At 38.5% G+C, this 16,781-nt stretch carries 25 protein-coding genes and 1 pseudogene; 7 read left to right on the forward strand and 19 right to left on the reverse strand.

From position 1 onward, the window contains the following. Positions 1-52 precede the first annotated feature (52 nt). The 3 genes from AB3N61_RS17960 (at position 53) to AB3N61_RS17970 (ending at position 3,286) form a co-directional block, all read left to right on the forward strand. The gene (locus tag AB3N61_RS17960) at positions 53-850 is read left to right on the forward strand and encodes a UDP-2,3-diacylglucosamine diphosphatase (RefSeq protein ID WP_020769965.1); all 798 of its coding nucleotides are present in this window, start codon (positions 53-55) and stop codon (positions 848-850) included. A gap of 94 nt (positions 851-944) precedes the next feature. Then, positions 945-2,513, forward strand: coding sequence for an FMN-binding glutamate synthase family protein (locus AB3N61_RS17965; protein WP_367899131.1), 1,569 nt, complete (start codon positions 945-947; stop codon positions 2,511-2,513). Between the two features lie 53 nt (positions 2,514-2,566). Continuing rightward, a complete protein-coding gene (locus AB3N61_RS17970; protein ID WP_367899132.1) occupies positions 2,567-3,286 on the forward strand; it encodes a hypothetical protein in 720 nt (239 codons plus the stop codon). 99 nt (positions 3,287-3,385) lie between these two features. Here the strand turns inward: AB3N61_RS17970 and AB3N61_RS17975 are convergent, their stop codons facing one another. Next, positions 3,386-4,939: an NAD(P)/FAD-dependent oxidoreductase gene (locus tag AB3N61_RS17975; protein WP_367899133.1), complete on the reverse strand. Its 1,554-nt coding sequence runs from the start codon at positions 4,937-4,939 to the stop codon at positions 3,386-3,388. A gap of 196 nt (positions 4,940-5,135) precedes the next feature. On the opposite strand from AB3N61_RS17975, the gene AB3N61_RS17980 reads away from it, so the two are divergent. Then, the gene (locus AB3N61_RS17980; RefSeq protein WP_367899134.1) at positions 5,136-5,366 is read left to right on the forward strand and encodes a helix-turn-helix domain-containing protein; all 231 of its coding nucleotides are present in this window, start codon (positions 5,136-5,138) and stop codon (positions 5,364-5,366) included. Positions 5,367-5,369: 3 nt separating this feature from the next. On the opposite strand, the gene AB3N61_RS17985 is transcribed toward AB3N61_RS17980, so the two are convergent. From AB3N61_RS17985 to AB3N61_RS18010, 6 genes are all read right to left on the reverse strand, one after another. Further along, on the reverse strand, positions 5,370-5,873 hold the full coding sequence (locus AB3N61_RS17985) for a hypothetical protein (protein ID WP_367899135.1): 504 nt from the start codon (positions 5,871-5,873) through the stop codon (positions 5,370-5,372). A gap of 250 nt (positions 5,874-6,123) precedes the next feature. Beyond that, positions 6,124-6,528 (reverse strand): DoxX family protein, encoded by a 405-nt coding sequence (locus tag AB3N61_RS17990; RefSeq protein WP_367899136.1) that lies wholly within the window; start codon positions 6,526-6,528, stop codon positions 6,124-6,126. 142 nt (positions 6,529-6,670) lie between these two features. After that, entirely contained in the window at positions 6,671-7,057 is a 387-nt protein-coding gene (locus tag AB3N61_RS17995) for an iron chaperone (RefSeq protein WP_367899137.1), read from the reverse strand. A 51-nt stretch (positions 7,058-7,108) separates the two neighbouring features. Continuing rightward, complete coding sequence (locus AB3N61_RS18000) at positions 7,109-7,525, reverse strand: hypothetical protein (protein WP_036089837.1); 417 nt, start codon at positions 7,523-7,525, stop codon at positions 7,109-7,111. Positions 7,526-7,594: 69 nt separating this feature from the next. Then, entirely contained in the window at positions 7,595-7,984 is a 390-nt protein-coding gene (locus tag AB3N61_RS18005; RefSeq protein WP_020769921.1) for a DUF1801 domain-containing protein, read from the reverse strand. 68 nt (positions 7,985-8,052) lie between these two features. Next, complete coding sequence (locus AB3N61_RS18010) at positions 8,053-8,421, reverse strand: MmcQ/YjbR family DNA-binding protein (protein ID WP_020770121.1); 369 nt, start codon at positions 8,419-8,421, stop codon at positions 8,053-8,055. Positions 8,422-8,535: 114 nt separating this feature from the next. On the opposite strand from AB3N61_RS18010, the pseudogene AB3N61_RS18015 reads away from it, so the two are divergent. Then, positions 8,536-8,776, forward strand: a pseudogene (locus AB3N61_RS18015) (SRPBCC domain-containing protein); the annotation flags it as partial. Positions 8,777-8,868: 92 nt separating this feature from the next. On the opposite strand, the gene AB3N61_RS18020 reads toward AB3N61_RS18015, so the two are convergent. The 11 genes from AB3N61_RS18020 to AB3N61_RS18070 all read right to left on the reverse strand — a co-directional run bounded on the left by AB3N61_RS18020 (position 8,869) and on the right by AB3N61_RS18070 (position 14,408). Next, positions 8,869-9,030 carry a hypothetical protein gene (locus tag AB3N61_RS18020; RefSeq protein ID WP_020770005.1) on the reverse strand — a complete coding sequence of 54 codons (162 nt, stop codon included), beginning with the start codon at positions 9,028-9,030 and terminating at the stop codon, positions 8,869-8,871. Between the two features lie 157 nt (positions 9,031-9,187). Next, on the reverse strand, positions 9,188-9,490 hold the full coding sequence (locus tag AB3N61_RS18025) for an RNA recognition motif domain-containing protein (RefSeq protein WP_036089840.1): 303 nt from the start codon (positions 9,488-9,490) through the stop codon (positions 9,188-9,190). 417 nt (positions 9,491-9,907) lie between these two features. Continuing rightward, positions 9,908-10,504, reverse strand: coding sequence for a YiiX family permuted papain-like enzyme (locus tag AB3N61_RS18030; RefSeq protein WP_412758422.1), 597 nt, complete (start codon positions 10,502-10,504; stop codon positions 9,908-9,910). Between the two features lie 79 nt (positions 10,505-10,583). After that, the gene (locus AB3N61_RS18035) at positions 10,584-10,964 is read right to left on the reverse strand and encodes a hypothetical protein (RefSeq protein ID WP_367899138.1); all 381 of its coding nucleotides are present in this window, start codon (positions 10,962-10,964) and stop codon (positions 10,584-10,586) included. A 94-nt stretch (positions 10,965-11,058) separates the two neighbouring features. Continuing rightward, a complete protein-coding gene (locus tag AB3N61_RS18040; protein WP_052005225.1) occupies positions 11,059-11,412 on the reverse strand; it encodes a hypothetical protein in 354 nt (117 codons plus the stop codon). Positions 11,413-11,611: 199 nt separating this feature from the next. After that, on the reverse strand, positions 11,612-12,058 hold the full coding sequence (locus tag AB3N61_RS18045) for a VOC family protein (protein ID WP_020770081.1): 447 nt from the start codon (positions 12,056-12,058) through the stop codon (positions 11,612-11,614). A gap of 61 nt (positions 12,059-12,119) precedes the next feature. After that, positions 12,120-12,935 (reverse strand): helix-turn-helix domain-containing protein, encoded by an 816-nt coding sequence (locus AB3N61_RS18050; protein ID WP_020770008.1) that lies wholly within the window; start codon positions 12,933-12,935, stop codon positions 12,120-12,122. Positions 12,936-13,124: 189 nt separating this feature from the next. Further along, positions 13,125-13,520 (reverse strand): type II toxin-antitoxin system death-on-curing family toxin, encoded by a 396-nt coding sequence (locus AB3N61_RS18055; RefSeq protein WP_367899139.1) that lies wholly within the window; start codon positions 13,518-13,520, stop codon positions 13,125-13,127. Continuing rightward, positions 13,517-13,756, reverse strand: coding sequence for an AbrB/MazE/SpoVT family DNA-binding domain-containing protein (locus tag AB3N61_RS18060; protein WP_367899140.1), 240 nt, complete (start codon positions 13,754-13,756; stop codon positions 13,517-13,519). Before AB3N61_RS18060 ends, AB3N61_RS18055 begins: the two co-directional genes overlap by 4 nt. A gap of 294 nt (positions 13,757-14,050) precedes the next feature. Then, positions 14,051-14,317 (reverse strand): DUF2442 domain-containing protein, encoded by a 267-nt coding sequence (locus AB3N61_RS18065; protein WP_367899141.1) that lies wholly within the window; start codon positions 14,315-14,317, stop codon positions 14,051-14,053. Next, positions 14,298-14,408, reverse strand: coding sequence for a hypothetical protein (locus AB3N61_RS18070; RefSeq protein WP_367899142.1), 111 nt, complete (start codon positions 14,406-14,408; stop codon positions 14,298-14,300). Before AB3N61_RS18070 ends, AB3N61_RS18065 begins: the two co-directional genes overlap by 20 nt. Before the next feature lie 448 nt (positions 14,409-14,856). Here AB3N61_RS18070 and AB3N61_RS18080 point away from each other — a divergent pair, with 448 nt between their 5' ends. Together AB3N61_RS18080 and AB3N61_RS18085 are read left to right on the forward strand one after the other, a co-directional pair. Next, positions 14,857-15,099, forward strand: a complete 243-nt coding sequence (locus AB3N61_RS18080; RefSeq protein WP_336657181.1) for an AbrB/MazE/SpoVT family DNA-binding domain-containing protein — start codon at positions 14,857-14,859, stop codon at positions 15,097-15,099. Then, the gene (locus AB3N61_RS18085) at positions 15,096-15,506 is read left to right on the forward strand and encodes a type II toxin-antitoxin system VapC family toxin (RefSeq protein WP_367899143.1); all 411 of its coding nucleotides are present in this window, start codon (positions 15,096-15,098) and stop codon (positions 15,504-15,506) included. The genes AB3N61_RS18080 and AB3N61_RS18085 overlap by 4 nt, the downstream gene beginning before the upstream one ends. A gap of 213 nt (positions 15,507-15,719) precedes the next feature. Here AB3N61_RS18085 and AB3N61_RS18090 read toward each other — a convergent pair whose 3' ends face one another. Further along, complete coding sequence (locus AB3N61_RS18090; RefSeq protein ID WP_157186871.1) at positions 15,720-16,556, reverse strand: hypothetical protein; 837 nt, start codon at positions 16,554-16,556, stop codon at positions 15,720-15,722. Between the last annotated feature and the right edge of the window lie 225 nt (positions 16,557-16,781).

Below are 16,781 nucleotides of genomic sequence, written 5' to 3' on the forward strand. Positions count from 1 at the left end.
TTGACAATCCTACAGGATTTCGTCTTATGGAAGTAAGGTATCATTTCGCTAAATGAAATTTCGAAGAGGAAGACTTTACGACGCGTTTTTCATTTCCGATATCCATTATCTTCTGAATAAAAAGATCAAATCCCATAAACATAAAGAATTATTCCAACTGTTGGATCATTTGAACAAAAAGGGAGTAAGGTTCGATAATCTATACCTGGTAGGCGATATTATCGAAAATTGGTTTTTCAGCGCTGATAGAAGGTTACAAAGAGTAAAAGGAAAAAAAAGATTTAACAAACTTTTTGAACGTTTAGATAGGCTCGCTTCCGGTAACGGGAAAAAATATTATATAATTGGGAATCACGATACCACTTCCTATCTGATGAGGCTGACCCCTAAAGTTGAACATTATCTAATGGAAAGAGGTTGGATTATCTGCGAGAAGGCGGAAAACGAAACTCTGATCGCGATCCATGGACATCAAGGTCAGTACAATAAATTTACTTGGATGGGCTCCATTCTTGTCTTAAGGATACTTCACGTATTCGCATCCGCATTTCCCGCTATGTTCAAATTTTCCGAAAACTTCTACCATAAACATTTGAACAGGCAAGACCCAAGCACAGTAGAAGAGACATTACATTATTATCAAAAACTTTCGAAACTTACCCACCAAGATAAGAAGGTCCTAATCTCCGGTCATACCCACGACTTTTTATGTATCCCTAAAATGAATATTATCAATACCGGGGATTGGGTAAAGAGTAATAGTTTCGTGATCCAAGATGGTAAAAAATTTTCCGGAATTCGGATGACGGCCAGAAAAGAATTTAAGAAAGAATTCGTCTTAAATGTTTGATAGTTTTCCGATCTTACCGATCGACACAAGACTCATCATCCAGATCGATAAAAACTAATTTGCAATTTCTTGCCTGTCGGCTATACTTCGGCGCATGTCCGAAGAACTAATTACAGAATATCTAAACTTGATAGATGAACACGCTTGGCTTTTTTGGTCGGGAGTCGTTTTTCTTTTTTTATTCAGCGTTTTTATCCATGATATTTTTCAGAAAAAACATACGATCAAACATAACTTCCCCATAGTAGGTCATATCAGATATCTATTCGAAAAAATAGGACCGGAACTTAGACAATACTGGGTGGCAAACGACAAGGAAGAAATGCCTTTTAACAGGGCGGAAAGATCCTGGGTTTACGCCACGTCTAAAATGCAGAATAATAATTTCGGTTTCGGGACTACCGAATTATTATACGATGCAGGTTATCCGATCATCAAACATGCAGCCTTCCCCTTCGCCGACAGCAAAGCTAAATTTATAGAAGGTGATAGCTCCATGATCCCTTCTCTTAAAGTAATGGGAGAATTCCGGAATAGAAAGAAACTATATAGGCCCGCATCCATTGTGAATATCTCCGCTATGTCTTACGGTTCTTTGGGGGAGAGAGCGGTTTCCTCATTGAATAAAGGTGCAAAGATTGCACGTTGTTATCATAATACCGGAGAAGGCGGACTTTCTCCATATCATAGTTTCGGAGCAGATGTTGTTTGGCAATTGGGTACGGGATATTTCGGAGCCAGGGACGAAAAAGGTAAATTTTCCTTAGATCAGTTCCTAAAACGTTTAGATGCCAATCCGAATGTTAGAGCAATAGAGATTAAACTTTCGCAAGGGGCAAAACCCGGGAAGGGTGGAATCTTACCTGGAGCAAAGGTCACAAAAGAGATCGCCGAGATCAGAGGGATCAAACCCGGACAGGATTGTATATCGCCTAACGCACATACGGAGTTTGACGATACAAAAAGCCTGATCGAATTTATAGAAAAATTAGCATCCTCTTCCGGACTTCCGGTAGGGATCAAAAGTGCAGTGGGGGAATCTAAATTTTGGGAGGAACTTGCGAGTCGGATGAAAGAGACAGGCCAAGGCCCCGATTTCATTACGATCGACGGAGGAGAAGGAGGAACAGGAGCAGCGCCGTTAACCTTTACCGATCACGTTTCTCTTCCTTTTAAGGTGGGATTTGCTAGAGTATATAAGATTTTTCAAAAGTACGAGATCGCCGACAGAATTGTCTGGATCGGAAGCGGTAAATTGGGTTTTCCCGACAGAGCTATCGTCGCATTCGCTATGGGCTGTGATCTAATCCACGTAGCACGGGAAGCAATGATGTCTGTCGGTTGTATCCAAGCCCAAAAATGCCACACGGGACATTGCCCGGCCGGTGTAGCCACACAAAGTAAATGGTTACAAGCAGGTTTGGATGTCGAATTAAAAGCAAAAAGGGCAGCAAACTATATAAAAGGGTTTAGAAAGGAATTATTATCCGTCGCTCATGCCTGCGGATATGAACATCCACTTCAATTCACAGGGAACGATATAGAGATCGGAGCAGGTCAAAATAGATTCAGGACCTTAACCGAGGTTTTGGAATATGAAAGAGCTCCTGTAAAATTCACGACTATGATGGATTATACGAGCAACATCACCGCATTGGGTTAGTTTTTAATTCGCTTGCATTAGGTCGGGTCCCTGTAAATATTTGCGGGATCCGAATGAAACTAATCTCATCTTTTGTTCAAAATTTCTGGAGTTTTCTTCGTTCTCCTAGAGAAGAACTTCAAAAAAAAGACTCTTTCCCGGGATATAAGATCCTTTTTTTCAAAACTTCCATTCCTATACTAATCGGTTATTTTTTCGCACATCTTTCTTTTAGAGCCTTAGGTCTGCAATACGTGTTTTTAGGCGGCTCCATTCCGAATATGCTCACCAGAGTGATCTTGCCTGATTTATTTTTCGGCACCCTTTATGCGCTACTATTTACAATAATCTATCTAGCCGTTGGAACCGGGATCATTTGGATAATTTCAAAAATTCTTTCTTATTCATTCGATATCCATAGAGGATTAGAATTAAGTTCCAAACTTTCTCATTCCTTTTTGATCTTGGGGTTATTGATCTTCTTCGGTTTTACCGGAATTTTCGGATCCATCGTATATTTGGTTTTCTTTATGTATTTCTCCTTCCTGATCATTCTAACTCTGTTTTACGGGTTAGAAGCCGGCAAAAGGATCAGTATTATTTCCGGATTGATCATCGGACTCATCTCTTACGGGATCTTTTTCTTAAAGGACGATACACAAATGGACAATCTCACCCTCCCTACCCAACCGGAAACAATGACACCGGAAGAAGAAAGGGAGAAAATACAGGAAGCGGAAGACGTAATCCGAAAATTGGAAGAAGCCCGTAGAGAAAAGGGTTATAAAGACTGAAGTATATTCAAAAAGGATAATTAATGGCAAGAGTTCAATTGGATCTTTTTCATGGTTCGTGAATTTTTGGAACTAATTCTTTTTCTAAGCCATAATATTCTAAACATTAAGTGCACATGCTTGGGCACATCTAATTCCATCCATGGCTGCGGACACGATCCCACCGGCATATCCGGCTCCTTCTCCGCAAGGATACAAACCTTTGATACGAATATGTTCTAGAGTTTTCGGATCTCTGGGAATACTAACCGGTGAGGAAGTCCTGGTTTCAGGAGCATGTACTACAGCTTCGTTGGTCAGATATCCTTTCATCGACTTATTAAATTCCTTAAATCCGTTTTGCAAAGATTTCATTATGAATTTAGGAAGAACGGAAGAAAGATCCGCAGAGATAATCCCTGGCGGATAAGAAGTTTTCGGAAGATCGGAAGAAATTTTTCCGTCTACAAAATCCGCAAGTCTGGTTGCCGGAGCTGTTTGGCTTTTTCCGCCAGCGATCCAAGCTTTTTGTTCAATCTCCTTTTGAAATTCCATCGCAGCCAGGGGACCGTATTTCTGGAAAGGTAGAAAATCCTCTTGTCGGAGTTCCACTACGATCCCCGAATTTGCAGTCGGCCTTGCCCTTCTGGAAGAAGACCATCCGTTAGTCACTACTTCTCCCGGTTTTGTGGCACAGGCAGCGATCACTCCACCAGGGCACATACAAAAAGAATAAACTCCCCTACCCTGGATCTGTTTTACGATACTATAAGGAGAAGGGGGAAGAAAAGGCCCTCTGTCATCGCAACTATATTGGATGGAATCTATTAAGGATTGTTTATGTTCTACCCTTACACCTATTGCGAGCGGCTTTAAATGGATCTCTATTCCTTTCTGATATAGTAATTCGAATATATCCCTAGCTGAATGTCCCGTAGCTAAGATCACCTTATCGGAAAGAAAACGATCCCCGCTCTTAGTGACTACTCCCTTAACGGAATTTCCTTCTAAAATCAGATCGGTTACTCTTTGATTAAAATGGACTTCCCCACCTCTTTCCTGGATGGTTTCTCTTATTTTACGGACAATACTAGGAAGTTTGTTCGTTCCTATATGAGGATGAGCCTCTATTAGAATATTAGGATTTGCTCCAAAACCTACGAGAAGTTCCAGAATACGACGTACATTCCCTCTTTTTTTGGACCTTGTATAAAGTTTACCGTCCGAATAAGTACCTGCTCCGCCTTCTCCGAAACAATAATTGGAATCCTCATCCACAATATGATGTGCATTGATATTCTGAAGGTCCTTTGGTCTTGATTTAACGTCCTTTCCTCTTTCCAGAACGATCGGTCTCAAACCGGATTGGATCAGTTCCAAAGCGGCGAATAGACCGGCAGGTCCCGAGCCGATGACGATCACTTCTTTGGAATTTTTGACATCCGGATAGTCAGGCAGACGTATCTGCTCGGAAATAAATTCTTCGTTGATATAAACTCGGACTTTGAGATTTACAAAGACCGTTTTTTGTCTGGCATCAATGGAATGATTTAAGACCTCGATATGTGTTATATTCGACAAAGAGATCTTTTTGGATTTGGAAATATATTCTTTAAGACGATTCGATTGTTCTGCGATCTCAGGCAAAAGCCTAAGTTCTAATTCTTGGGTCATAGTTCAGGACCAAAAGTTTTAGGATTTGTATCTAGTGGAGTTAAAAAAGAAAGGAAAAAGGAGGCAAGGAATTTTAAGGAAGGTTTGGAATAAATCGGAAGGAAGTTAAAACGAAAATGAAGATTCCGTGGGATGATCAAAATTAGATTCGCAAAAATCCTAGATTTATCGCTAATTTGATATACCAGGCAAATCCTTGAAAGTTACGGACCGACAAAAGAAAAAATTCTTACAGTCCCTGAAACAGGCAAGGATCGAAGCAGGATTGACTCAATCAGAAGTAGCTCGAAAGATCGGGAAAAGTCAGAGTTTCATTTCTAAAGTGGAATTAGGAATTACTTCTTTAGAAGTTGAGGTATTTTTAAGGCTCTATCAATTGTATGATAAACCTGCGGCATATTTTTTCTCCGCGTTCTCTCCAAAATAGGACTTATTTTAAAACTTCTCCCCTATTCTTTATAAACTTTTGGATGTTTTCCAGCTGGGAATCCGAGACAAATAGGTCGATCGCGTCGTTCGTACTGTACAATCTGAACTGAAGCGATTTTGCGGAAAGAATATCATTTTCGATTTCCTTAGTAAAAGTCAATTTACCGGAAAGAATATTAGAAGTTAAGGTTGAAGTCCGAGTGGCAGTAGGAACAGTTCCATAACCGTATCCAAAGCCGATCCCAGGCGCCATAGTTGCAGGGACTTGAGTACGAACGGTTACCTGATTGGCGGAATAATACAAATCAGCTAAAAGAAGTTTTGTCGATTTGCGATCTACTTTGATATAAGCTTCAGGTCCCAAGGCGGCAAGATTTTCCGAACCTTGAAGCCGGATAATCAGAGTGATCTGAGAAATCACTCCGTTCTTAATTTCTTTTGCGTATTGACCACCGTAAGAATAAACACTTTTGTTCGGATTGTCTATTTTCGCTTCATGGTCCATATCCATTTTGACAATTATAACGTCTCGAAAAGGATCTTGAACGACTTGAATGGTAGCGCCGCAACTGAAACAAAAGAATATAAAACAGAGTATGAAGGATCTATATTTCAAATTTCCCCGATCTTCTTTCCGACATTCTTTCACAAATTGAAAAGAAAAACAGAACTAATCAATATACCCTGAAAATCGCAAGAACAGTCACGATACAAATGTTTCCTTAGGAAAATCATCTGCATCGTGAATTTTCAATTTATTTCTGCCAAGGGGTCAGTTCTCTTAGTTTCGGAAATCTGAGATAAATTCCTGCCCATAGAATGATCCCCATATAGATTGGAAATAAAATATGGGAACCCAAAGGGTTTAAAACCCGAACATGAGTAGCAACGGCTCCGCCTAAGTAACCGGTGAGTAAAGTCGCTCCTAAAACTGCTGTCCTAGGAAAAGCGTATAACAAAGTGATAATAATCAGGATCGTTCCTATGTAAGGCATTACTTCAGGTGGGTAACCTAACTTGGCTCCTTCTGCCTGAGCTTCAGGCGACAATTTGTCTAAGAAAAATTTTATTACTCCGTCAAAAAGCAGAAAAAGTATAACTAATCCACTGAGTACTCGACCGGTCCAAAGCTGACCTTTCGAAACGTTTTCAGATCCCATTCTATATTTCCTCCAAATGAGAGGGCAATTCTGTGATCTTCCGGAGAAAAATTCAAGAACTATTACAAGGATTTTGAATGCGATTTTTCGCCAATCGGATGTTTGTCGCTAAGACGACGACTTGAGTAGACCCCGACGGGATTCATTTCTTTTTTGTTTTTTTAGGGACCTTCTTCTTAAATTCTCCCACCCTGAATTTTACGATCTTGCGTACCAGATCAAAAGGTAAAGGTTGATCGATCGGGAATTGAACGGAACCTTTTGCATTTTTGTATTTATCGATCTCTTTCTTAAATTTAGCGATCCCGCTCGCTCCCGGATAAAAGCCGATATGATTTTTATAAGCTGCAAAATGTACAAGATTCCCGTTCAGATAGAAAGTTGGGATTTGGTAACTGATCTTCTCGTTAGCGTCCGGAGCCGTCTCTCGAATCGTTTTTCGGAGTTCCTGAAGAATGGCCTGGACCTCTTCCGGGAAAGTTTTAATGTATTCGTCAATCGATTGGAATGTGTTTTTTATCTTATCCATAGATACGTCCGGAGTCCTTTAGACCGAAGAAGATCAGCTACAAGGAAAGATCTAATTTACTTTTTTAATGATCAATATTCCCGCAAAATAACTTGTCGGAAGATAAGCCCCGACCAGATCTACGATCGTAAACCAAGCGGGAGAAGGAAGCATTAGAATATTTGCAATACCGCCTGCAAAAAATAGGGTACCGATCCCCAAAGCGAACTTAAGTTTATGATTTGTCGCAATCAATGCGGCGGCTAACGCTCCGACAAACGTTCCAAGGGCATGAGCTAAAAAAGGAAAAATAAAATGTTTAGGTTGGAATAAATGAATAGATACCTTTAAACCTTCCATGGTCGTCACATCTGCTCCCTCCGGAGGAGGAATTATATACCCACTGACCGTAATAATTGCCATATTCACAACACTTCCAATGAGGAACCCTATAATGACTGCTAAAGTATTTTTAACATACGGATTCATAATTTAATGCCCCACTCATTCAAAAAATAAATGATTAAAGAGATCTGCAAAAACAATGCAAGTGTAAAATTATTTTAATCTTTCTAAAACCCCTTTTCGTTTTACTATATTCTTATAGTCCCACTGGATTTTTTTTGCTTTATTCACCCATCGTTTTAAGTCTTTTTTGTTTATTTGATCGGGACTCGTATATCGGATTTCCGCCGCTTTAAAACTTCCTTCGGGAGCCAAACCTTCTTCATCGAAGGATTGCCCGCTCCAAAAGAGCAATCGAATACAATTTTTAAGTTTACTATAACCTACGATCGGATTCCCATCCAAGAACCAAACCGGATGAGCATGCCAAATTTTATTTTCCGCTTTAGGAAGATGAAGATTAATTTCTTGGGAAAGAATATCACAAATCTCTTTTTCAACTTTGGTTTGAGAATGATTATATTTTTGGACTTCTTTATTCATACGATGTGTTGTTTGTAAAAAAATTCCCAGCTATTTAGTTCGGACCCACTTTTATAAAGCCTGTGCAGTTAATTTAAAGTCTTTTTACGGGGCTTTAGATTTTGTCTAACAGCTTCTACAAGTCGTTTTGGAGCAACACCACAATACGAAACGACTAACATATCTTCGAATAAAGCCAAATCTGTGGACTTCATTTCAACGCAAGTCCAGCCCTGTTGCCCCCATTTATTTTCTATGGGATAGACGGAGCCTTTAGAGGCTAATGAGAAGAAGTCCTGATCGTTCAGATCAAATTTAAGAACGATCTTTTTATTTTCCTGATCCACCGTTGCGAAAATTTTTTTATTAACTCTAAACGAAATTTTTTCAAAATGGGGTTCTTCATTTGTTCCAGGGAGAGCTAATGCAAGCTTTCTTACTTTGTCTAAGGAAATCATAGGGTGAACTCTTATGTAAAACCGAGGTTCGATTCTTATTTTTTTTATTCAGCCATCATAATTGGGGCTGAAAATGCTTCCCTATAAACAATAAAACCCGCTGCATCCCTTGAAATGGATTCAACTCAAATCACTATTCAATCTACGATTGCGGCAGATGTTAAGAAAGTCTGGGACTACTACACCAATCCGCTACATATTATCAAATGGAATTTTGCAACTGATGATTGGCAATGTCCCAGGGCAAAAAACGATATGAGACCTGGCGGGAAATACAGCGAAAGAATGAGGGCTTAAGGATGTAAGTTTCGACTTTGAATTTGAAGCAATTTACGATACTATCGTTAATCAGAAAAAATTAGAGAAATAGGATATCGGTAGGAGTAGGAGACGCCGATGTAAGATAGCGAGGTGAAAGGTATGCGAAATATTTAATGTACGTTGAAGTTATTGTTCTTTTTCAGTTGGAGTGGGTGCTTCCTCTTCCGGCGTAACATTCTTCTTTTCTTCATTTCTTATTTTTCTTCTTTCTAGTTTTTCCTGCCTAATTTCCTTTTTTTTTATTTCTCGCTGCCGTTTCATAAACGATAAATTCCCTTTTTTGGCCATATAAATTCCTACTTATTAAAATCATATTTATCGCTCTCAGTACATAAAGATTTAAAGCAGAAAGTATGAAGCGAATAACGAATATCGATTTGATACCACCAGACCCAAAACCAAATTTGGGCTGGCGGCATACAGGGTTGGTACGCTGTTTAAACGATTACCAACGATTGCGACTAGGCTTTCTATTGTTATTCTTGTTGCGATCAGACCTTGATCTTTCTTCCGCAACGGAAACCACAATATTACGTCCGTCTATATCTTTCCCGTTGAGCTCTGCGACAGCTGTTTGAGCGGAATCTTGATCAGAAAAGGTAACAAAACCGAATCCTCGAGACTTACCGGTTTCGCGATCAACTACTACATTGGCTTCTTGAATGGCGCCATGAACTTCAAATACTTGGCGTAAGGTTTGATCAGTAGTTGACCAGCTTAGGCCGCCTACAAACAATTTAGATGACATGAGTTATCCTCGTTCCACACAGATTTGAATAAACAATCCGTATGATAATTAATTTCGATCATTACGGGCTTTGTGATTAAAAACAGAACGAGTAAAGAACTTACTTACTAGAAATATCGTGAACGTAATTCATTGCAAGCACATTTTTACATTTAGAAAAGAGTTATAAAACCACCATTTTCGGACGAATTTGAGGCTCATACCTTCTCACGAAGCTGTATAGGGCATAGGAAAATATGAGGCGCGATTATCACTTCAAGCGCAGATCTAATCGCGTGTAATGCAGATTATGCACTTTTCCAATCAAACTTGCACGCGGGCAAGTCTTGGGCCAAACGCTACACATTCACGAAACGGTGGAGAAAGAATACGAAGAGCCGGAAGCGTGCGCCAGGGGTTTACGTTAGACATATTTGCCTAATTATAACTGATTACAGTAATCAACTCCGCCGAATTAAACATATCAGCGGGAGAAATTACAGGTTCGGAGTAAGGAATATTATTCCCATATCTCTTTTTCATTAAATACTGTACATTTGATGATGATAGATCAAAATCTTTCAAAGTCTTTAAATCACCTAATTTCTTACCGGTAAATTTATCGTACAATTTCCAGATCAATTCAGTACAATAAATACGATCATCTTGCCAGCCAAAATAAATATCATAATGTCTGCCTAACAGAGAATCTCCGTACTCTTTCATTCCTTGTATTGTAATATTTGTTAATACTTTTTCGCGATCTTTAAGACGCTTGATAACAAAGTGATTTTTCCGACCTCTTTTAATGAAAGAAGACAAAGGAGTAATTCTTACAGGTTCAACGGCTTCAAGAACCTTATAGTCATTATCATATTTAAAAATGATTCCTACATGGGTATATCTTGATTTAGTCGCCGCTTTAATTGCTTTAGCTTGTTCAGAGTTTGATTCGTGGAATATAATATCCCCTTCCATCAAATCAGAAGATTTAATCTGCTCAGCTTTCAAATTCCAGAAAGATGCAAAAAGGATTAAAATTAGGAAAACTATCTTATTCAATTTTTTCTTTAATTGGAAGTTAGGCGAATTTTCTGCGATTGGGAAACTAAACTTAGGCACTTTCGTTATTGATGGGTAACGTGCTTAAATATGAACACGGAATTAACCCTCCAAATCCACCTATAAAAACCGCTAAAAGACCCGCAAGTAGGCCAACTAATATAAAACCTATATGAGTATGAAGGTTTTTCTTCTTCAGAGTAATAAAGGATATAAAAAGACAGCCTACTACAGCAACTAAGTTCCCGATCCTTGCCCCTAATTGAAAGCTCTCGTCTGGTAAAAACTTTAGCCCTACGATACTTAGTAATCCTATCCCTATACCAGAAATTAATCCAGAGGATATTACTATGATTAATAACCATACTATATAGAAAATAAGAGCCTCTTTCCAATTGCGTTGGTAAGAAAAATCAGTTATGCTTTTAAACATTATTCCTTCCTATTTGCAAAATTTTCGCGCTTCATTTCGCCTAACGACCGAAGAGAAAGTTAGTCGAAGTTGGTTTGAAGGTAGCCCAAATTTCTTAATGTCCCTCAATAAGCTCAATCGTTCTTTCTTCGAAGTCTTTCATTTCCACTCGAAATGGAGCATCTAATTGTTTGATTTTTAGCTCATTCATTTTACAAAAGAATTCTAATTTGTCCAGAATTGAACGCAAATTTGGAACAGTTAATCCAATTCTTATTGTCCGATAATCAACAGCGGATTCCTTTTTCCAAGGATATAGTTCAAAAACGAAGTTATCAACCAAGCAACTGTAATGGTCCGGTCCCGAGCCATGTTTTTCGAGATTAAATTTTAATCCCAAAATCTCAAATAATTCTTTCGATTTACCTATATCTGCCACCCATATTGTTAGATAATGAAACCGTATCATCGAAGTTGATATTTCCGCATATCGTCTAAGAACATCTTAGACTTCTACAAAATTATAAGCAGGAATGAATGTATAATATTGCTATTGACCTTCATTCTTTCTACTAAAATTTAGTGATTAGTCAATGATAGCTAACGACCACGCGAAATATGGCGGCGCTTGGAGCGAAAGTTAGTCGTCGTCTGCGAAACTAATTTAATTACTTTTCAGAATTCAGCCCCATTTTATTTCCTTCACTGTCAATAAAAATCGCAAAAAAACCATTTCCATCTGCATGAGGAGTTTTGGGGATTAGAATTTTCCCTCCATTCTTAACAATTTTATCTAGAATGATCTGAAGATCTTCTCCGGCATTTAGGTATACGGTTATGCCATTAGTGGAAGGCTCATAACCTTGTGCTTCAACAATTAAACCTGTAACTTGTTGATTTTCATAGGGCAAAACACCCATTTTTATTCCTTGTAATTCCATTTTTTCTATTTTAATATCCAAAATGGACTCATAAAAAGTTATAGCCTTTTTGAGATCTTTTGCTGGTATCTCAAAAATACTGATATAACTGTTCATTTTATTCTGCTTATTGACGCATTGCAATAGACTCAAAGCCAAAATTGCAGCAATTAAATTTGTGATCATTTTTTTCATGAATCAAATCTTAACCCAATTTGCTTTTCAGGAATTGTAAAATTGCGACAAAAAATATAATTTATTTATAAAAAATTGAAGAAAGTTTCATATGTTCATTATTTAAGAATTCTTTCGGATTAAGACCAGTAAAATCTTTAAAGTCTTTGATAAAATGAGATTGATCATGATAATCAAACTGATGAGCTATGCTTGTGAATGATTCTGGATCTTCACTTAAGACTAATTTCAGAGCTGCTTGAAATCTTATTAATCTACCCAATTGTTTTGGACTTACACCAACGTATTTAAGGAATTTTCTTTCTAGTTTCCTTCTTAATGAAACTTTATCTTCAATGATGGCTTTGATTGGCTTACTACCAAGACTAAGTATAATTTCATCGATAGTATTTTTTACTAAATCATCATAAACTAATGGTTTGCTTATATATGATCTGAGAAAACTCTCAATAATCTCAATTCTATGTTTAGTATCTCTTGCATTTATAATCAAATTTTCCAACTCATCTGCATCATTTTTTGGGAATAAATTAGCAAGTGGAGTTTCTTTATCCGTCAATCTATTTAATTCTGTTTTTACTAGATGGGCGAATCCATAAGGATAAAAGCGAATAGAGAAAGTATTAACATAACCTGTAGGTTCAATGTAAAATTCCTCCATAGTTTGTCCCAATACCAAAGCTCGAGGCTGGATAATAAATTCATCTGCACTAGTATATCTTTTGATGTCATCGCCAAGTATAAAAGCCATTTCAATTAATCCATCAGGAATAATACGCTGTTTCGTTGTTTCTATAGATGCTGGGACTATTAAAGTCCAATAGCAATTTATAAATAATTCCAGATCCCTGTGAGGAAGAAAAGTTTTGTATTCCATACAATTATTTCTTTAAGCAGATGACGACTAACGACCAAGGGTTGACGACGTTTCGCGAGTGCGCAAGCACTTGGCACGAGGCTTGCCACGCAAGATGAGTGACAAAGCGAAATGTGCCGTAGGCCAAGCGAGGGTGCGAAGCAGCCCGAAGCGCTGCGGCTGAGGCGAAAGTTAGCCGACGTCGAGCACCTACTTACGAGGATTTGAACTATCTTTTAACCAAGTTGATAAATTGATTTCATCTATGCTTCCTTCTGCAACTCGAAGCATAATCGATACGACTTCTTCTTCTGGCACTTCTACACTATACCCATTCAATCCGAGAAATACGTACGTTGTCATGTAAGCGACACGTTTATTCCCATCAATGAACGGATGATTCTTGGCTATTCCTATGCATAATGAAGCAGCGAAATCAAAAATACTAGAGGATGAATCATATGCCCATTTATTCTTTGGGCGATCAAGAGCCGATTCCAAAAGTCCTTGGTCTCGGATCCCCTGAGATCCACCATGCTGTTTAACTTGATCTAAATGAATTGCTTCGACGATTTTCTTATTTAACCATCTAGGCTCTTTCTTCATTTAGCCAATTCTCTTAAAGCATTACGGTATTTTTTAGAGCCTTCTTGGTAAATGTCCATAGCCCCTTCAAAATCAGGATCGTATGGAGATAAAAGAATGCCTGCTTCAGTTTCCAAAAGAAAAACTGTATCCCCTTCATGGAAATTATACTTTTCCAGAAGTACTTTAGGAATTGTAGCTCCAGCGGAATTCCCTATTGCCCGAATTGTTGTCTTTTTTACTGATGAAGCATCCATGTTATAACAATAGTAATAACTGCCTTAATTGCAAGTATTTTATCTTTTAAAGACCTAAAAAGTAGCCGAAATAGAAGCTTTTTGAAAAAGAAAAAAAGTTGCGCTCGATGTTCGGCTAACGACCAAGCCTAGCCGACGTTTTGCGAGTGCGCAGCACTTGGCGCGAGGCTTGCCCTGCAAGACGAGTGACAAAGCGAAATGTGGCGGAGCCTGGAGCGAGGGTCACGAAGTGAGCCCGAAGCGTAACGCCAACTCGAAAGTTAGCCGATCGTGAAGCGACTGGATAAGAGGAATTTATGCGATCTTATTGTGCTGGGTAAGATCACCATTACCGAGAAGTAAGCCAGGGACACTAATATCTTCATCGATATCATCCCAATGAAGCCCTATCCCTCCCCCGCTAATTTCATACTTTTGAAGTTGCTCTTTACTAGCTTTTCTTAATCTAGGAAAGTATGCGAGAGGTACTGATAGAGTTCTGCCATCATATAGAGATAACCAAAGATTATCTTCATCAAACCAAATCTTTTGGGCCTTTGCTTCAGATACCGAAGAAATCATTCCATTTACCTTGAATTATATCTAAATTCTTTTCAATCTCTTCTTCAATCCAATTTAACTCTTTTGAACTGAATCCGTAATTATCATCCAATAAAACATTTGGCTTTAACCAGAATTTAGCTAATTTCTCTCCCTTTCTTACATGGAATGTGAACTGGGTTCTCTCGGATTTCCCTCATTTGCAAAAAAGAAGAATTTAAATCCATTTCTTTCGAAAACCTTAGGCATTCAGCCAATCTGCATATTATATAATTTTTGAGCAAGAAAGAAACTATTTATATGTTTAGTAAATTGGAGCTTTCCTAAATTGTTTGATAAAGGAAAATATTGGACGCTTCATGTCGCCTAACGACCGAGGTGCTCCGACGTTTGCGATGGCGCGAGTTTGCACTGCAAGCGAAGTGACAGAAGCAAATGTGCCGTAGCCCAAGCGAGCGGGTTGCGTAGCGATCCCGCAGCGCTGCGGCTGAGGCGTTAGTTAGTTGCCGTTCTGGCTTTTTATCTTGACAATTCCTTACTTTTTATATTATTGTAAGGACATGAAGCTTAGGTCTAAAATAACTTCAAAATACCAAATCACCATTCCCAAAGAAATCCGAGACTCCCTGAAACTGTCCATGGAAGATGTAATCGAGTGGTCGATTGATGAACAAGGGATTCATATAGAATCTGCCAATAAGCCCTTTCTAAAATATAAAGGCTTCCTCAACAAAGGGTCTACTGATATTAAATCGGATATTAAGAAAGCTTGGGAAGAAAGAGCTAAAAGATATTCTAAATGAAACTCATTTTAGATACTAATTGTTACATTTCATTTTTAAATAAAAGAAACCAAGAACAGCATGAGAAAATGGTTTCTTTTTGGGAAAGAATCTCTCGATTAGAATATGAAGTCATACTGACCTCTCATAATATTTCCGAAATTGTTTTCGTTTTCAAAAGCATTTATTCAGTTGAGCAAAAAGATATTAATCAAATTATACAGGATCTTATCGCAAATCCAGGAGTTTCCTTCCAGCCAGCTTATTTTCCAGAAACTATATTATCCTTATGGCCTAAAAATATTAAAGACTATGGTGATGCGGTTTTAGCTGCTGCAAGCAAAACATTGGAAGCCAAAATAGTGACTTTTGACCAGGAATTCAGTAAATCTTTAAAAAAGTTAAATCTGGATCCCCATCATATCTGATCGCTATTTTTTGTTTTTCCAATTCAAGTAATAGTCAAAGCCAGAATGGCAACTAACGACCGAGGTGCTCCGACGTTCACGACGGCACGAGTTTGCTCTGCAAACGAAGTGACGGAAGCGAATGTGGCGAAGCCCAAGCGAGAGGGTCACGAAGTGAGCCCCGAGCGGCGCGAAGGCACCGAAAGTTAGACGACGTTGTAGTCGTAAAGTAAACTAGTTAACAGATACTTCAAGCGATGAACTTAGAAAAACCACCCATGTTTTACTTGGGTGACCTATAATCTCAAATTTCAAAGTATTATCTCCTTCATGTAAAGCATTCAAAGCAGAAGTATCGGTGATTTTAAAAGATTGTGGGGAACAATTGATAAATTCGTGACCACTATTTCGAGGAGGTACACCCGCATTTAACCATGGCTTCAAAGCTGTTCCCTTTGGAATGGTTAATTTTTCCTCGAATAATTTTATATTATTAGTACTCACTCTAAGAGTGATCGGATAATCGTCATTTTTGCAACCTACTATATTTAGTGTTGCTCCACGTATTCTTTGCTCTCCAATCGCTATATTATAAATAGCAAACCCTGGTTGATCATTATAAAATCCGACATCACATGTGCCTTCGGGACAATAGCCATTAAAAGTTTCACTTGTGCTGAGACCTGGCGAAACCCTTTTGCCCTGTACAAGTGCTATCAAACGACGTATGTCAGCACGCTGAGGACCCTCTGGAAGACTATTTAATAAAGAAATTAACTGATCCATCGTTCCAGGCTTATCTTTTAAACCAACTGCTAAGCCAGAGATAGCCATCTTTCGAGTTTTATCATCTTTCAAATATGGTAAGTATGTAGCAATTAAAGTCGACTGTGAGACAGAAAGCTCTCTCTCGTTATAATTCTGTCCGACTAAAAAGACAGCTATTGGAAGCAAAAGGGCTGATGACCAATCTTTTAAAGAATTTATAAGTTTTAACAAATCTTTAGACATCATATTTTCCAGTTGTATATTTTCTTGAATAAAGTTATTACAATGTCGTCTAACGACCAAGCCTATCCGACGTTTGCAACGGCACGAGTTTGCTCATGCAAACGAAGTGACAGAAGCAAATGTGGCATAGCCCAAGCGAGCGGGTCACGAAGTGAGCCCCGAGCGGCGCGGAGGCACCGAAAGTTAGGCAGCCGTAACGCTTCAATGCGCCACGGACGGCGCTCTACGAATTCCCTACCCTTTAATTTTCACTAAAATTGGCGTTGACTGCAAATATATGTATAG

The organism is Leptospira sp. WS58.C1 (assembly GCF_040833995.1).
Lineage (GTDB): Bacteria > Spirochaetota > Leptospiria > Leptospirales > Leptospiraceae > Leptospira_B > Leptospira_B cinconiae.

Excerpts from the sequence above, each read along its gene's own strand:
- AB3N61_RS17960 (WP_020769965.1), top strand. The coding sequence starts at position 53 with ATGAAATTTCGAAGAGGAAGACTTTACGACGCGTTTTTCATTTCCGAT.
- AB3N61_RS17965 (WP_367899131.1), top strand. The coding sequence starts at position 945 with ATGTCCGAAGAACTAATTACAGAATATCTAAACTTGATAGATGAACAC.
- AB3N61_RS17970 (WP_367899132.1), top strand. The coding sequence starts at position 2,567 with ATGAAACTAATCTCATCTTTTGTTCAAAATTTCTGGAGTTTTCTTCGT.
- AB3N61_RS17975 (WP_367899133.1), bottom strand. The coding sequence starts at position 4,939 with ATGACCCAAGAATTAGAACTTAGGCTTTTGCCTGAGATCGCAGAACAA.
- AB3N61_RS17985 (WP_367899135.1), bottom strand. The coding sequence starts at position 5,873 with ATGGACCATGAAGCGAAAATAGACAATCCGAACAAAAGTGTTTATTCT.
- AB3N61_RS17990 (WP_367899136.1), bottom strand. The coding sequence starts at position 6,528 with ATGGGATCTGAAAACGTTTCGAAAGGTCAGCTTTGGACCGGTCGAGTA.
- AB3N61_RS17995 (WP_367899137.1), bottom strand. The coding sequence starts at position 7,057 with ATGGATAAGATAAAAAACACATTCCAATCGATTGACGAATACATTAAA.
- AB3N61_RS18000 (WP_036089837.1), bottom strand. The coding sequence starts at position 7,525 with ATGAATCCGTATGTTAAAAATACTTTAGCAGTCATTATAGGGTTCCTC.
- AB3N61_RS18005 (WP_020769921.1), bottom strand. The coding sequence starts at position 7,984 with ATGAATAAAGAAGTCCAAAAATATAATCATTCTCAAACCAAAGTTGAA.
- AB3N61_RS18010 (WP_020770121.1), bottom strand. The coding sequence starts at position 8,421 with ATGATTTCCTTAGACAAAGTAAGAAAGCTTGCATTAGCTCTCCCTGGA.
- AB3N61_RS18020 (WP_020770005.1), bottom strand. The coding sequence starts at position 9,030 with ATGGCCAAAAAAGGGAATTTATCGTTTATGAAACGGCAGCGAGAAATA.
- AB3N61_RS18025 (WP_036089840.1), bottom strand. The coding sequence starts at position 9,490 with ATGTCATCTAAATTGTTTGTAGGCGGCCTAAGCTGGTCAACTACTGAT.
- AB3N61_RS18035 (WP_367899138.1), bottom strand. The coding sequence starts at position 10,964 with ATGTTTAAAAGCATAACTGATTTTTCTTACCAACGCAATTGGAAAGAG.
- AB3N61_RS18040 (WP_052005225.1), bottom strand. The coding sequence starts at position 11,412 with ATGATACGGTTTCATTATCTAACAATATGGGTGGCAGATATAGGTAAA.
- AB3N61_RS18045 (WP_020770081.1), bottom strand. The coding sequence starts at position 12,058 with ATGAAAAAAATGATCACAAATTTAATTGCTGCAATTTTGGCTTTGAGT.
- AB3N61_RS18050 (WP_020770008.1), bottom strand. The coding sequence starts at position 12,935 with ATGGAATACAAAACTTTTCTTCCTCACAGGGATCTGGAATTATTTATA.
- AB3N61_RS18055 (WP_367899139.1), bottom strand. The coding sequence starts at position 13,520 with ATGAAGAAAGAGCCTAGATGGTTAAATAAGAAAATCGTCGAAGCAATT.
- AB3N61_RS18060 (WP_367899140.1), bottom strand. The coding sequence starts at position 13,756 with ATGGATGCTTCATCAGTAAAAAAGACAACAATTCGGGCAATAGGGAAT.
- AB3N61_RS18065 (WP_367899141.1), bottom strand. The coding sequence starts at position 14,317 with ATGATTTCTTCGGTATCTGAAGCAAAGGCCCAAAAGATTTGGTTTGAT.
- AB3N61_RS18080 (WP_336657181.1), top strand. The coding sequence starts at position 14,857 with ATGAAGCTTAGGTCTAAAATAACTTCAAAATACCAAATCACCATTCCC.
- AB3N61_RS18085 (WP_367899143.1), top strand. The coding sequence starts at position 15,096 with ATGAAACTCATTTTAGATACTAATTGTTACATTTCATTTTTAAATAAA.